At 58.9% G+C, this 13674-nt stretch carries 13 protein-coding genes; 5 read left to right on the top strand and 8 right to left on the bottom strand.

What is annotated here, in order from left to right; all coding sequences use genetic code 11:
- Nucleotides 1-26: 26 nt before the first annotated feature.
- From PY311_RS05450 to PY311_RS05415, 8 genes are all read right to left on the bottom strand, one after another.
- Nucleotides 27-995, bottom strand: coding sequence for a tRNA dihydrouridine synthase (locus PY311_RS05450; protein ID WP_286147668.1), 969 nt, complete (start codon nt 993-995; stop codon nt 27-29).
- Nucleotides 992-1342 (bottom strand): arsenate reductase family protein, encoded by a 351-nt coding sequence (locus tag PY311_RS05445; protein WP_286147667.1) that lies wholly within the window; start codon nt 1340-1342, stop codon nt 992-994. The genes PY311_RS05450 and PY311_RS05445 overlap by 4 nt, the downstream gene beginning before the upstream one ends.
- A gap of 64 nt (nt 1343-1406) precedes the next feature.
- Complete coding sequence (locus tag PY311_RS05440; protein ID WP_286147666.1) at nt 1407-3083, bottom strand: DAK2 domain-containing protein; 1677 nt, start codon at nt 3081-3083, stop codon at nt 1407-1409.
- Between the two features lie 16 nt (nt 3084-3099).
- Nucleotides 3100-3450, bottom strand: coding sequence for an Asp23/Gls24 family envelope stress response protein (locus tag PY311_RS05435; protein ID WP_286147665.1), 351 nt, complete (start codon nt 3448-3450; stop codon nt 3100-3102).
- A gap of 170 nt (nt 3451-3620) precedes the next feature.
- On the bottom strand, nt 3621-4721 hold the full coding sequence (locus PY311_RS05430; RefSeq protein WP_286147664.1) for an alginate O-acetyltransferase AlgX-related protein: 1101 nt from the start codon (nt 4719-4721) through the stop codon (nt 3621-3623).
- A 9-nt stretch (nt 4722-4730) separates the two neighbouring features.
- A complete protein-coding gene (locus tag PY311_RS05425; RefSeq protein ID WP_286147663.1) occupies nt 4731-6134 on the bottom strand; it encodes an MBOAT family O-acyltransferase in 1404 nt (467 codons plus the stop codon).
- A gap of 69 nt (nt 6135-6203) precedes the next feature.
- A complete protein-coding gene (locus PY311_RS05420) occupies nt 6204-6770 on the bottom strand; it encodes a bacteriocin transport accessory protein (RefSeq protein WP_286147662.1) in 567 nt (188 codons plus the stop codon).
- A gap of 143 nt (nt 6771-6913) precedes the next feature.
- Complete coding sequence (locus PY311_RS05415) at nt 6914-8266, bottom strand: MATE family efflux transporter (protein ID WP_286147661.1); 1353 nt, start codon at nt 8264-8266, stop codon at nt 6914-6916.
- A gap of 214 nt (nt 8267-8480) precedes the next feature.
- Here PY311_RS05415 and PY311_RS05410 point away from each other — a divergent pair, with 214 nt between their 5' ends.
- From PY311_RS05410 to PY311_RS05390, 5 genes are all read left to right on the top strand, one after another.
- Nucleotides 8481-8954, top strand: a complete 474-nt coding sequence (locus PY311_RS05410; RefSeq protein ID WP_286147660.1) for a MarR family winged helix-turn-helix transcriptional regulator — start codon at nt 8481-8483, stop codon at nt 8952-8954.
- Between the two features lie 14 nt (nt 8955-8968).
- A complete protein-coding gene (locus tag PY311_RS05405) occupies nt 8969-9811 on the top strand; it encodes a DegV family protein (RefSeq protein ID WP_286147659.1) in 843 nt (280 codons plus the stop codon).
- Between the two features lie 154 nt (nt 9812-9965).
- A complete protein-coding gene (locus PY311_RS05400) occupies nt 9966-10823 on the top strand; it encodes a hypothetical protein (protein ID WP_286147658.1) in 858 nt (285 codons plus the stop codon).
- A gap of 208 nt (nt 10824-11031) precedes the next feature.
- Complete coding sequence (locus tag PY311_RS05395) at nt 11032-12123, top strand: class II glutamine amidotransferase (protein ID WP_286147657.1); 1092 nt, start codon at nt 11032-11034, stop codon at nt 12121-12123.
- Complete coding sequence (locus PY311_RS05390) at nt 12123-13628, top strand: glutamate synthase-related protein (protein ID WP_286147656.1); 1506 nt, start codon at nt 12123-12125, stop codon at nt 13626-13628. Before PY311_RS05395 ends, PY311_RS05390 begins: the two co-directional genes overlap by 1 nt.
- Nucleotides 13629-13674: the final 46 nt, after the last annotated feature.

Here is a 13674-nt window from a genome sequence, read left to right as displayed (position 1 = left end):
ATTGCCGTGAAGCAATACCGCTTTTTTTAGATCAAATCGCCCGAACAGTCCGTCCGCAAGGGACAGGAGGCCAGAATGGCCGCTTGTATGGTTTCGTATTCCGTCGGTGTGCGGAACCGCCGAAGCTGCTTGTTCAGCTTTTCGGCGTCATCAAAAAGGTGAATGAGATAGAACCAAACCTCCCGCATCCGCTGAGCGGCGGTGGCAACCTGACCATCGTAAAACGCCGTGTAGCTTTGATAAAGCTCCTCTAAAAAGGCGGTGAGCTCCTCGCGGTTTGTCCCGCTGCCGCCCCGGAGCTTCCGAGCAAGTGCGGGGTCGGCTACCAGCCCCCGGCCGATCATCACATGGCTGACCGCCGGGAATCGGGCCTCCAGCGCCCGTACCTCACCGACTGTCCGCAGGTCGCCATTGTAGCATACCGGGTTCCGGCTTTCTGCCAGCGCATAGGCGAAGCTGTCCAGATGCACCGCGCCCCGGTATTTTTCCTTCCGCACCCGGGGATGGACGGTGAGACAGGCGATAGGGTAGCGGTTGAAAAGCTCCAGCAGAGCGGGAAATTCCTCCGGCGTGTCATAGCCCAGCCGAGTTTTGACGGATACCGGCAGAGGGGCGCGGGCAAACACCATATCAAAAAAGCGCGCCAGCTCATCGGGGTGAGCCAAAAAGCCAGAGCCCTTGCCCTTGGCGGTAACGGTGCCGGAGGGGCAGCCTAAATTCAGGTTTACCTCTGTAAAGCCCATATCCTTTAGCACCTCGCAGGCCCAAAGGAAATCCTCCGCGTTGCGGGTCATTACCTGCGGAACGGAGGGGAGTCCCGCATTGGCGGTAAAATCTACCTCCCGCAGATCCCGGGGCGTCATGGTGTGGTGGGGCGTGGGGGAAAAGAAGGGAATAAAATAGCGGTCCACACCGCCGAAATGTTTGTGCCATACCCGCCGAAACACGATTTTTGTGATTCCGTCCAGCGGGGCAAAGTCAATGGCTTGAATCATCTAAGCGCCGCTTCCCATTCCGCCGCTCGGAAGCCGGTGAGCACAAAGCTGTCTCCTACCAGCAGCGGGCGCTTTACCAGCATTCCGTCCGTTGCCAGCAGCGCAAGCTGCTCCGCCTCGCTCATGTCGGGCAGCTTATCCTTCAGTCCCAGCGCCTTGTACTGCAAGCCGCTGGTGTTGAAAAACTTCTTCAGGGGAAGGCCGCTTTTCCGATACCAGAGGGTCAACTCCTCCGCCGTGGGATTGTCCGTTTTGATGTCCCGCAGCTCATAGGAAATACCGCGCTCATCCAGCCACGCCTTCGCCTTCTGGCAGGTGGAGCACTTGGGGTAGCATAAAAACAGCATAGGGTTCTCCTTTCAATTTTCAAAAAACGGGGCAGTTACAAGAACTGCCCCGCCTGAAGATAGCTCATTCAAACGAGATAATGTAGTAATAGACCGGTTGTCCGCCAGAGAGCACGCTGATCTCCGCATCGGGACAGATTGCCTGAAATTTAGCGCCTGCGGCCTGTGCGTCCGCCTCGGACACATCCTCGCCGTAATACAGAGCGATGAAGGAGGCGTTCTTGCCCTCCTCCGCCAGCTTTTCCAGCAGAGCGTCCAGTTGCGAGTCGGTGCCGAACAGCTTGCCCTCCTTCAGCGCCAGATAATCGCCCTCGTGAATTTCAAAACCGTCAAAGTCAGAATTGCGGGCTGCATAGGTGATCTGAGAGGTGGTGACGGTGGACAGCGCCTCCGTCATGGCGGCGGTGATGGTTTCCACACTGCCCTCGGGGTCTACGCCCATCATGGCGGTGATGCCCTGGGGCACGGTCTTGCTGGGGATGACCACCACCTTCTTTTCCGTCAGTCCTTGACACTGCTGAGCGGCCATGATGATATTGCTGTTGTTGGGCAGTACGAACACGGTCTCGGCGGGGACCTGATCGATTCCGGCCAAAATGCTCTCCGTGGAGGGATTCATGGTCTGTCCGCCGGAAACAACGGCGTCACAGCCAAGGTCGCGGAAAACGGCAGCCAGACCGTCACCGGCGCAGATGGCTAAAAAGCCCACAGCCTTTTCAGGAGCCGCTGCCTGATGGCCGTGCTCCCCGCTCTCCAGCTCCTCCTCGATGGCCTCAAGGTCATCGGTGGACTGAGCCTCGCGGCCTGCCGCCAGCGCATCGGCCTGAGAACGCATATTTTCGATTTTTGCCAGCTCCAGCGTGCCGTATTTCTGGGATTCTGTCAGTGCCGCGCCGGGAATATCGGTGTGGACATGGACCTTGAAGGTCTCATCATCCTCACCGATGACCAGACTGTCGCCGATGCTGCTGAGATAGGCCCGCAGGGGCATGAGGTCGATGTCCTCCCGGGCCTTCCGCACCACATATACGGTATCAAAGGTGAAGGTGATCTCCTCCTGCGCCATCATGTTAAAGTCGGCCTTTTCCTTGTGGGTATCCTCCGCCTCGCTCAGCTCCGGCATGGGCTCGCCACGGAGCTCTGCCAGCATACCCTCCAGAATCAGCAGATAGCCCTTGCCGCCGGCGTCCACCACACCGGCCTTTTTCAGAACCGGATTCATATCTGTGGTTTGAGATAGCGCGTCATAGCCCTCCGTAATGGCGGCGGCAAGCACTTCTTCAATGTCCGCACACTCTGCGGCGGTGTCCACCGCACGCTTGGCGGCAAGACGGGATACAGTCAGCACCGTGCCCTCGGCGGGCTTCATAACAGCCTTGTAGGCTGCCCCCACACCCTCCTGCATTGCGGCGGCGAAGGCGGCGGCATCGGCGGTCTCCATGCCCTTGAGGGACTTGGAAAGTCCGCGGAACAGCAGGGAGAGAATCACGCCGGAGTTACCCCGGGCGCCCTGCAGCAAAGCGGAGGCCGTGACAGAGGACGCCTGTCCCACAGAGGTGGGGGAGGTCTTCCGCAGCGCGTCCGCGGCGGCGGCGATGGTCATGGACATATTGGTGCCGGTGTCACCGTCCGGGACGGGGAACACATTCAAATCGTTGATGGCCTGCTTCTGGGCCGTGATGGCGGCGGCGCCGTGCAGAATCATCTGCTTGAACAGCGCGCCGGTAATTTCCTGATACATTTCTCTGAAGCCCTCCTCACAGGATCATGGAATCCACGAATACATCCACGGAGCGGACCTCCGCGCCGGTGTTCTTATTGACCACATAGCGAACCTCGTTCATGATGGAGCGGCATACAGCCGGGATATTCACGCCGTTTTCCACAATGATGTGAAGCTCAATGGTGATGGACTCATCCTCGTGGTAGATCACGTTGACGCCCTTGCTCATGGCCTCCCGCCGCAGCAGGTGCACAAGACCGTCCGTCATAGAGCGGTAGGCCATGCCCTTCACGCCGAAGCAGTTGGTGGCGGCCATGCCGGTGATGTTGGAAAAAACAGCGCTGGAGACGGTGATCTCCCCATGTTCCGAATGGAATTTCAACATAATTGGATAACCTTCCTTTCCGTGGGCCCGGGGAAGCCTCCCTCCGGGCATAGTTATCAGGCTATTATTATATATGACTTTTCACAAAAGTACAAGAGTAAAAACGCCATTAGGCCCGAACCGGGCAGAAAAACAGGAAAAAGCGCCCGCCCACCGGCAGACGCTTTTTATTATTTCAGCGTTTCGCTGTTGTTCAGCACGGACGCGCTGTAGAGGAACAGCACATCTTGGTTATCAAACGTCAGGTATTTTCCTATCTGGCTGGCCGGCAGATAACGGATATCCGCCAGCGTCACCCGGGCGTAGCCGGAAACGAGCAGCGGGGCAAGGGAGCTTGCAAAGGAGTCCCGGAAGATTACCAGCTCCCGGTCCGTTTCTGCATGGGGATTTTCCACGGTTAGCAGGGACACGGAGCCGGAGAGGAACAGCTCGTAGGGGTCCTTTCCCACGCCCTTTTCCAAGTCATATACGGAACCGTTTTTGTCGGACTCGTAATTATAAACACTGCACGCCTCCAGCGTATCGGATGTGAGATAGGTGATTTGATCCGGCTCCATCGGCAGCGCGGCGTAGCCGTAGTACACGCCGTAATAGGGCCGCTCCAGCGTTTGGGGCCGGTAATCGTCCTCCGACAGCACAGCCCCCATGGCCTCTGCTAACGTATGGGCGGCGGGTAGCAGCGTTTCCTGCCGCCAGTGGGAATCCGTGCGGTAGTAATTGTCAAGGCTCAGACTGCCGAACAGGTCGATATAGTCCGCAAATTCCAACTCACCGGCCAGCTTTTCTGCCAGCGCCTGTTCATCATAGGCGGGATAGCCGTTGGCCTCCGCCAGAAAATGATTCTTGTCGGGAATTACAGAAAAATATACGTGCGTGTCCGTTCCGGCCATCAGCGTTTCATAGAGATAGCGGAACCGCTCCGCCGCATGTGTCAAAGATGCCTCCTTCAGCGGGTAATCCAGTTTGGCGGCGTAGCCGCCGGCAAGATAAACGCCGTTGTTGTCCTTCTGACCGTAGCCGTAAAGGCTCGTCAGGGCCTTCAGGGTGCGGAACTGCTCCCGCAGGGGAAACTGGTCAACGGCATAGCTTTCGTAGTCGGACATGAACCGCCCGGAGAGCACGCCTGCCGCAGTCATCTCCGGTCTTTGGGCGAGAGGGCGCCTCTCGCTGACAGACAGTGCATCAGGCGGCTTTACCGCCGCCCAGCCGCTAAGTCCAAGGACGAAGGTACCCAAAAGCGTCAGGGTGATGATGTTCTTCGCATTTTTCATGGTGCCTCCTCAAAAGCGGAAATACAAAAAGGGATTGAAGGAACCGTCCACCAGATACCCGGTACAAATCGCCAGCAGAGCCAGCAGTACCACCGGCTCCAATGCGGAGACTACCCGCCCGGTGATGCGTCCCCGGGCAAGCTGCCGGACAATGATGGCGGGCAGCGGCGTGGCTCCTAAGATGGCAATGAGGAATACCCCGGCATAGCTCCAGAGATAGTAAATGCTCAAGGGGTCTGTCAGCGGCAGACCGCCCAGCCCGAACAGCGCGGCGATGGTGGATATGGCACCGAGTACGCTGTCTGCGTCAAAGAGCACAAAGCTCACCGCAATCACCAGCAGGACATAGGCGTGCTTGATGACATGGGTTTTAGTCAGCGCACGGCCGTACCACAGCTTTTCCATGGTCAGCAGCACTGCAAACAGCAGTCCCCACAGAACAAATGTCCATGCGGCGCCGTGCCACAGCCCCGTCAGCAGCCAGACCACTAAAATGTTGCGCAGCTGCTTCCGGCGGGATACCCGGTTACCCCCAAGGGGGATATATACGTAATCCCGGAACCAGCTGCCAAGACTTATATGCCACCGCCGCCAGAACTCCGTCACGCTGGCGGAGATATAGGGATAGTTGAAATTTTCCGGAAAGCGGAAGCCGAAAATGCGCCCAAGGCCGATGGCCATATCGCTGTACCCGGAAAAATCAAAATAGAGGTGCAGCACGAACCCGGCAGCATAGAGCCAGACAAACAGCACGGAGGTTTCCGTTCCCGCCTTGTAGGCGGAGATCAGCTCGTAGAGCACATTGGCCAGTAGCACCTTTTTGGCAAGGCCCAGAATAAACCGCCGTGCGCCAAGGGCAGCGTCCTCCACCGTATGCACCCGCTGCTTCAGTTGGGGGGCGATATCGGTGTAGCGGACGATAGGCCCGGCAATGAGCTGGGGGAACATGGCCACATAGGCCGCAAGGTCGATGAAGCTCCGCTGGGCTGCGGCGGTCCCACGGTAAACATCAATGACATAACTGAGAATCTGAAACGTATAGAAGCTGATGCCGATGGGCAGCGCCACATGGAGCAGCGGCACGGACAGCCCGGTGAGACGGTTGAAGCCGGAAAGAAAAAAATCGGTGTATTTGCAATAGCCAAGCAGACCGAGGCCGATGACGGCGGAGCCCCAGACGCACAGCCGCGCCCGCTTCCGTTCCGACCGATACTTTTCCGCCAGCAGGCCGAATACATAGCCCTGCACGATGGCGATGACCATGAACACCACGAACCTCGGCTCGCCCCATGCGTAGAACAGCAGGCTTGCCAGCAGCAAAACGGTGTTTTTCAGCCGGTCAGGCGATAAAAAGTAAACGATCAGCACGCAGGGGAGGAACGTATAAAGAAAGGGAATACTGGAAAACAGCATACGGATGACTCCTGTTTGAATTTAACAGCGCCCGCGCGGGAGGGCGCGGGCGCTGCAGTGGGCAGAGGGTTAGATAATGGCCTCATCATAGGCCACAACGGCGTTGCCGTAGGCAGCGGCGAGCTTATCCCGGAACGTGTTCACAAGGTCCTCATTGCCGTAAAGCGCCACCACGTAGCGGTCATAGGTGAATACCACCAGCTTATCGGGGAAGCCGCACATCCACTGCTTGGACTGAATGGCGTCCCGCATATCCTGTGCAAGCCCCTCTACCTCGTCGGCGTTGGCCGCGCGGAGCGCGCCGCAGGTGAAGGTGTTGGCGTTCATCATGTGCATGAGGGAGGCGGCATCGTCCAGCTTGTCGGCATCCTCGGCGGGAACGCTCAGAAGATACGTGAGGTTATCCGTGTCGGAAATGTCGAAAGCACCGGGGGCACCGTCCACGGAATGCTCATAGTCGCCGCCTGCGGCGGGGAACTTTTCGTCATCCGTGTAGCTGTCCCAAACGGTGTTCAGCAGCGTCAGGGCATCGGTGGGGACGTTGGAATCGCTGTCGGTGCCGGTGTCCTTTTTGCCGCAGGCGGTGAGGGTCAGGGCCAGCACAAAAGCCAGCGCCAGAGACAAAGCTCTTTTCATAGTTGAATCTCCTTGTAATCATAGTTTGTATGCGCCGCCATCATCGGCGGTACGTGAGAATAGACGGACGGATTTGAAAAAAGGTTCCGCTTTTTTTGAAAAATTTTCGTCCGCCGATTTATTTTTTCCAAATTTTTCAAAATTCAGTCCGTTTTCCCCGACGGCGCGGGCGAAAGGAGACGCTGCCGCCGCAGAAAATAATAGCCGTAGCCCACAAAATCGGCAAGGAACCAGCCAATGGGAATTGCCGCCCAGATGCCGGCTTCGCCCACCGGTCCCGCCAGCGCGTAGGCCAGCGCCACGCGGGTCCCAAGGGAGATCACCGTCAGGACAACACTCATGCCGGGGCGCTGCACCGCCCGGTAAAAGCCATAGAGCAGGAACAGGCAGCCGATACCGGCATAAAACGCACCTTCGATTCTCAGGTAGCGCACGCCTGCCGCCAGCACTTCCGTCTCTCCGGCCTGCACGAAAATCCGCATCAGCGGCCGGGCAAACAGCACCACCATCGCCGAGATGGCGCAGGAGAAAGCGGCGCTGACCGCTGTGGCTGTGCGGAAGCCCTGCCGCAGCCGCTCCGTCTGTCCGGCACCGTAATTCTGCGCGGCGAAAGTAGAAAAGGCGTTGCCGAAGTCCTGAACAGGGAGGTAGGCGAAGGAATCGATTTTCACCGCCGCCGCAAAGGCGGCCATGATAACGGGGCCGAAGCTGTCCACCAAACGCTGTACCAGCAAGATGCCGAAATTCATCGCGGACTGCTGGGCGCAGGTCAAAAGCGACAAATCCGCAAGCTCACGGAGGATGCGGCCGTTGAAATGCAGGTCCTCCCGCCGGGGCAGCAGCTCCCGGCAGCGCAGGATCGTGTACAGGGTCAGTCCGCCGCCGGAAACATACTGCGCGATGACCGTGGCCGCTGCCGCTCCGGCCACGCCGAAGTGCAGCACCGGCACGAACAGCAGGTCCAGCCCGATATTCAGCAGAGCGGAGATGCCGAGGAACCACAAGGGCACCACGGAGTTTCCCACCGCCCGCAGCAAACAGGCGAAGAAATTATAAAGAAATGTGGCGGCCAGTCCGCCGAAAATAATCAGCAGATAGTCCCGCATGGAGCTGTACAGCTCGTGCGGTATCTGCAAAAAGCGGAGAATGGGATCGGCCAGCAGATAGACGCTCAGATTCAGCACCAGCGTCACGGCGCCGATGAGGGCAAAGGCGTGGGCCACGGCGGCCCGGAGCGCCTTTTTGTCTCCGCGGCCGAGGCAGATGGAAAACAGTGCGCCCGCGCCCATGGACAGCCCTAAAAAGATAGAGGTCAGAAAGACCATGAGCGTGTAGGCGGAGCCGACTGCCGCCAGTGCGTTGCGTCCCAACGCCTGCCCTACGATCAGCGTGTCGGCGATATTATAGAGCTGCTGTAAAAGATTCCCCGCAATCATAGGCAGGGCGAAAAGCAGCAAACCCTTGGTAATGCTGCCGTGGGTCAGATCCCGGTACATAGGCCATCTCCTGTTTTATTGTCATTCCGACATATTATACGGTTTTCCACACCAAAAGGCAAGAGACCGCGTTGTCGTTTTACTACCGCCTCCCAACTGCCGTTTGTTGCACATTTTCGTGCAACGGCGCATAAAAAATAAACTTGTTGACAAATCAACAATACCGTGCCATACTATGCAGGCATTTATGACTACAACAGGAGGGAGCCCGGTCTTGGAGCGCTTTGAGACCTTTACGCTGCTGGTGAGTAAGCTCAGCCGCAGCATCCGAAAAATCAAATCGGAGGAAATGGCGGAGTTCGGGCTGAAGGGCCCTCATGTATCCTGCCTTTATTATCTTTCACAGTGCGGCGGGCTCACCGCGTCCGAGCTGTGCGAGCGGTGCGAGGAGGATAAGGCCGCAGTCTCCCGCTCTCTGGACTATCTGGAGAAAAACGGCTATGTGACCTGTGCGGAGGGCAGCAGGCGTTACCGCAGTCCGCTGGGGTTGACGGAAAAGGGCGCGGCGGTCTGCCGCGTGCTGAATGAAAAAATCGAGCGGGTGGTGGAGGCTGCCAGCCGGGGACTCAGCAATCGGGAGCGGCAGATCATGTACGGCGCTATGGCGGTTATCAGCGACCATTTGGACGAGATCGCGGAAAAATTGAAAAACGGGGCGGCGGAGCGTGATTCCCTGCCGGATACATAAAGGAGAAAGAGAATATGAAGGTTCAGATCATTGTCGATTCCACGGTGGATATGCCGGAGCACAGCCGGAGCGCCTGCCGCGTAGTGCCCCTGACTGTGCACTTTGGCGAGGAGTCCTTTATTGATGGCGTAACGCTGAATAAACAGGATTTTTACCGGCGGCTGGCGGAGGGCGGCGCGCTGCCCACTACCAGTCAGGCCACCCCCGCTGCGTTTCAGTCGGTGTTTGATGAGGTGACCCGGGCCGGGGACAGCGCCGTGGTCATCACCCTTGCCTCCCAATTTTCCGGCACGTACCAGAGCGCCTGCATCGCGGCGGAGGACTACGAGAATATCTACGTGGTGGACAGCCGCACTGCCGCTATCGGCTCCGGCATTCTGGCGGAATACGCGCTGCGCTGCGCGGAGCAGGGCATGGAGGCGGGGGCGCTTGCGGCCCTGCTGGAAAAGAAGCGGGAGGATGTGCGCCTGTTTGCGCTGCTGGACACGCTGGAGTACCTGAAGCGGGGCGGACGCATATCTAAAACAGTGGCCTTTGCGGGCGGGCTTTTGAATATCAAGCCCCTCATCACCGTGGAGGACGGAGAGGTGCTGGTAGTAGGCAAGGCCCGGGGCGCCAAGCAGGGCATGGCGCTGCTGACGGAAAAGCTCCTCAGCGATGGCGGCATCAACTTTGACCTGCCGATTCTGCTGGGCTACAGCGGTACGGATGCGTCCAATTTGGAAAAATATCGGGCAGACAGCCGGGAGATCTGGCAGGGCCGCGGGGATACGCTGCCCTCCACGCTGCTGTGCAGCGTCATCGGCACCCATACAGGCCCCGGCGTAGTTGCCGCCGCCTGCTTCAAAAACGATTGATAAACGGGCTCGACACCCCCGGCGTCCGCAGACGCCGGGGATATTTTTGCTTCATGCCGCGAAAATACTGAACCGACAGGCGCATCGGGGACACCGAAAGCATAGGATGAAGGGCGCGGGTGCGCGATCTGCGCGACTTCAAGGAGGTATGTTTATGGCAGCATCCTTTCAGAATATGGCGACCCTCACGTATACCGGCGGCACAGTGGATTCCAACATCGTCACCGGCGAGCTGCGGGAGGTGCTGACGGTTGTAAAAACAGCGGTGAATAAAAGCTATGAGCTGGGCGGCAGAGTCACCTATGTTATCAGTCTTTCCAACAGCGGCACGGTGGCCCTCACCGGCCTGACGCTGACGGATGATCTGGGCGGCTACGCCTTCGGCGGCACAACTCTGTATCCGCTGGCTTATGTAGAGGGCAGTCTGCGGTATTTCCAGAACGGTGTATTGCAGGATATGCCGGCTGTGGTGGCCGGACCGCCCATGACGGTTACCGGCGTCACCGTGCCTGCTGGCGGCAGTGCGCTGGTGGTCTATGAGACCGCCGTGACCCGCTATACGCCTATGGCGGCGGAGAGCACCGTCACCAATACAGTCACCGTGACCGGCGGCGGACTTGCCGAGGCCGTTACGGCGCAGGAGACTGTGGGCGTGGCCAGCGGCAGCAGGCTTTCCGTCTGCAAGAGCCTTTCTCCCACCGTGGTGGCGGAAAACGGTCAACTGACCTATACGTTCACCATTCAGAACCGGGGCAACACCGCAGTCACCGCTGCGGACGATGTGACGCTGCGGGATGTGTTCAAGCCCATTCTTAAAAACATCACCGTGACCTACAACGGTACGGCGTGGAGTGCCGGAACGGAATACACCTACAGCGAGACCACCGGCGAATTTGTTTCCGCCGTGGGGCAGATCACCGTCCCGGCGGCAACCTATACGCAGGACCCGGTCACCGGCGTCTGGAGCGTTACGCCCGGCAGCAGCGTTCTGGTCATCACCGGAACGGTTTAAGGAGCATATTCGGCAAAAGAGAGGGCGGAAGCCCTCTCTTTTGCACTGTTTTTGGCAGAAAGACGATTGACAACCATGTATACACATGGTATCATCAACTTCATTGAATAGCGAATGAGCAATGGCGTTCATTTTCAGCGGGAGCTTCGTCTCCTGCCGGAAATGGACGCCTTTTTTGCGCTGCTTTACGGAAGGAAGGAAAAACGGTATGAGGAAAGAGGGACAGGTGCGGATTCCCTCCGGGTGTGCGATCTCGGCGGTGATTTCCCGGGAGGGCCACCGTATGAGCGGAGAGAAAATCGTGGAGAGTATGCGCCCGATGCATGACCGCTCAAACGGCCTTGGCGGCGGCTTTGCCGCCTATGGCATTTACCCGGAGTACCGGGATTTTTATGCGTTCCACATCTTTTTTGATACCCGGGATACCCGCAAGACCTGCGAGGCGCTGCTGAAAGAGGGCTTTGAGATCGTCAAGGCGGAGCATATCCCCATCCGGCAGATACCTGAGATCACGGATGTGCCGCTGATCTGGCGGTATTTCCTTACGCCGCTGCGCTCCGTACTGTCAAGGCTACAACTGGACGAGGCGGAATACGTGGCCCGAACGGTGACGCGGATCAATGTGGAGCTGCACGGCGCGTATGTTTTTTCCAGCGGAAAGAATATGGGTGCATTCAAGGCGGTGGGCTATCCGGAGGATGTGGGCCGGTTCTACCGGCTGGAGGAATACGCCGCCTATTCCTGGACCGCTCACGGGCGCTATCCCACCAACACCCCCGGCTGGTGGGGCGGCGCGCATCCCTTCGGGCTGCTGGACTGGACGGTGGTCCACAACGGCGAAATATCCTCCTATGACGCGAACCGCCGTTGTGTGGAGATGTTCGGCTATCGCTGTACGCTTCAGACGGATACGGAGGTTATGACCTATATCGCGGACTATCTGCTGCGGCGGCAGGGCTTGACCTTAGAAGAAGCGGCCTGTGTCATGGCCGCACCATTTTGGAGTACCATTGCCGCTAAGCCGCCGGAGGAGGCGGAGCGGCTGGCGTATCTCCGCAAGGTGTTTCCCTCTCTGCTGCTGACGGGGCCGTTTTCCATTATCCTCGGCTTCAACGGCGGACTGATGGCTCTCAATGACCGGCTGAAGCTGCGGAGCATGGTAGTGGCGGAAAAAGATGACCGGGTGTTCATCGCCAGTGAGGAGGCCGCAATTCGCACCATGGAGCCGGAGGCGGAAAACGTCTGGGCGCCTATGGGCGGCGAGCCTGTGATCGTGCGGGTAAAGGAGGGAATGTACTGATGAAGGGCTTTTATGTACCGGCGGCCTTTGAGGTCATTCGTGACCCGCAGCGCTGTGTTAGCTGCAGGCTGTGCATTGAGCAGTGTCCAAACGGCGTTCACAGCTTCGATGAAAAGCGGGGCGTCCTGCTGGCGGAGGAGGACCGGTGCGTGGACTGCCAGCGGTGCGTGGCGTTCTGCCCCACTCACGCGCTGAAAATTCGGAAAAATGACTGTGCGCTCCGGGAAAACGGAAACTGGAGCCAGAATACCGTTCAGGAGATATGGAAGCAGGCGGCCACTGGCGGTGTGCTGCTGTCCTCTATGGGGAATCCCGGCACGCTGCCGGTTTACTGGGACCGGCTGCTCATCAATGCCTCTCAGGTCACGAACCCGCCCATCGACCCGCTGCGGGAGCCTATGGAGACACGGGTGTTCCTTGGAAAAAAGCCGGAGCGGCTCCGGCGGGACGATGCCGGGCGGCTTATCCCGGAGCTGACGCCCCAGATCGAGCTTTCCATGCCGGTGATGTTTGCCGCCATGAGCTACGGCGCCATCAGCTTTCCGGCCCACCTGAGCCTTGCCCGGGCGGCGGAGGCGCTGGGTATCTGCTGCAATACCGGCGAGGGCGGACTGCATGAGGACCTGTACCGCTACGGCGCGCACACCATCGTACAGGTGGCCTCCGGCCGGTTCGGCGTCCATGAGGATTATCTGAACGCCGGCGCGGCCATTGAGATCAAAATGGGGCAGGGGGCCAAGCCCGGCATCGGCGGCCATCTGCCGGGTGCGAAGATCGTGGGCGATGTGTCCCGCACCCGCATGATTCCCGAGGGTGTGGACGCCATTTCCCCCGCGCCGCACCATGACATTTACTCCATTGAGGACCTGCGGCAGCTCATTTACTCATTGAAGGAAGCTACAGAATATAAAAAGCCCATCATTGTCAAGGTGGCAGCGGTCCATAACATCGCGGCCATTGCCAGCGGTATTGCAAGAGGCGGCGCGGACATCATTGCCATTGACGGCTGCCGGGGCGGCACCGGCGCGGCACCCACGAGAATCCGGGACAATGTGGGCATTCCTGTGGAGTTGGCGCTGGCGGCGGTGGACCAGCGGCTCCGGGAGGAGGGCATCCGTAATCAGGTCTCCCTTATCGCTGGCGGCAGCATTCGCTCCGCCGCCGATGTGGTGAAGGCCGTGGCGCTGGGAGCCGATGCCTGCTATATCGGTACGGCCGCGCTGCTGGCGCTGGGCTGCCACCTGTGCCGCACCTGCCAGAGCGGAAAATGCGCGTGGGGCATTGCCACCCAGCGGCCGGAGCTGACAAAGCGTCTGGACCCGGAGGAGGGCGCGGCCCGGCTGATCAATCTTATGACCGCGTGGCGGCATGAGATCATGGAAATGATGGGCGGCATGGGCATCAATTCCATCGAGGCCTTCCGGGGCAACCGCCTGATGCTGCGCGGCGTGGGCCTGACGGAAAAGGAGCTTTCGATTTTGGGCGTGTTTCACGCCGGCGAATAATTGCGGCGGATTTTGTTTTTTCTGCGTTTCAAATCTTGTAAATCCG

Source organism: Neopoerus faecalis (genome assembly GCF_029218125.1).
Lineage (GTDB): Bacteria > Bacillota > Clostridia > Oscillospirales > Oscillospiraceae > Oscillibacter > Oscillibacter faecalis_A.
This window is presented reverse-complemented; position numbering and strand designations above follow the sequence as displayed.

Coding starts and splice junctions, on each gene's coding strand:
- PY311_RS05445 (WP_286147667.1), bottom strand. CDS start 1,342: ATGCTGTTTTTATGCTACCCCAAGTGCTCCACCTGCCAGAAGGCGAAG.
- PY311_RS05440 (WP_286147666.1), bottom strand. CDS start 3,083: ATGTATCAGGAAATTACCGGCGCGCTGTTCAAGCAGATGATTCTGCAC.
- PY311_RS05420 (WP_286147662.1), bottom strand. CDS start 6,770: ATGAAAAGAGCTTTGTCTCTGGCGCTGGCTTTTGTGCTGGCCCTGACC.
- PY311_RS05415 (WP_286147661.1), bottom strand. CDS start 8,266: ATGTACCGGGATCTGACCCACGGCAGCATTACCAAGGGTTTGCTGCTT.
- PY311_RS05430 (WP_286147664.1), bottom strand. CDS start 4,721: ATGAAAAATGCGAAGAACATCATCACCCTGACGCTTTTGGGTACCTTC.
- PY311_RS05390 (WP_286147656.1), top strand. CDS start 12,123: ATGAAGGGCTTTTATGTACCGGCGGCCTTTGAGGTCATTCGTGACCCG.
- PY311_RS05395 (WP_286147657.1), top strand. CDS start 11,032: ATGAGGAAAGAGGGACAGGTGCGGATTCCCTCCGGGTGTGCGATCTCG.
- PY311_RS05450 (WP_286147668.1), bottom strand. CDS start 995: ATGATTCAAGCCATTGACTTTGCCCCGCTGGACGGAATCACAAAAATC.
- PY311_RS05435 (WP_286147665.1), bottom strand. CDS start 3,450: ATGTTGAAATTCCATTCGGAACATGGGGAGATCACCGTCTCCAGCGCT.
- PY311_RS05405 (WP_286147659.1), top strand. CDS start 8,969: ATGAAGGTTCAGATCATTGTCGATTCCACGGTGGATATGCCGGAGCAC.
- PY311_RS05400 (WP_286147658.1), top strand. CDS start 9,966: ATGGCAGCATCCTTTCAGAATATGGCGACCCTCACGTATACCGGCGGC.
- PY311_RS05425 (WP_286147663.1), bottom strand. CDS start 6,134: ATGCTGTTTTCCAGTATTCCCTTTCTTTATACGTTCCTCCCCTGCGTG.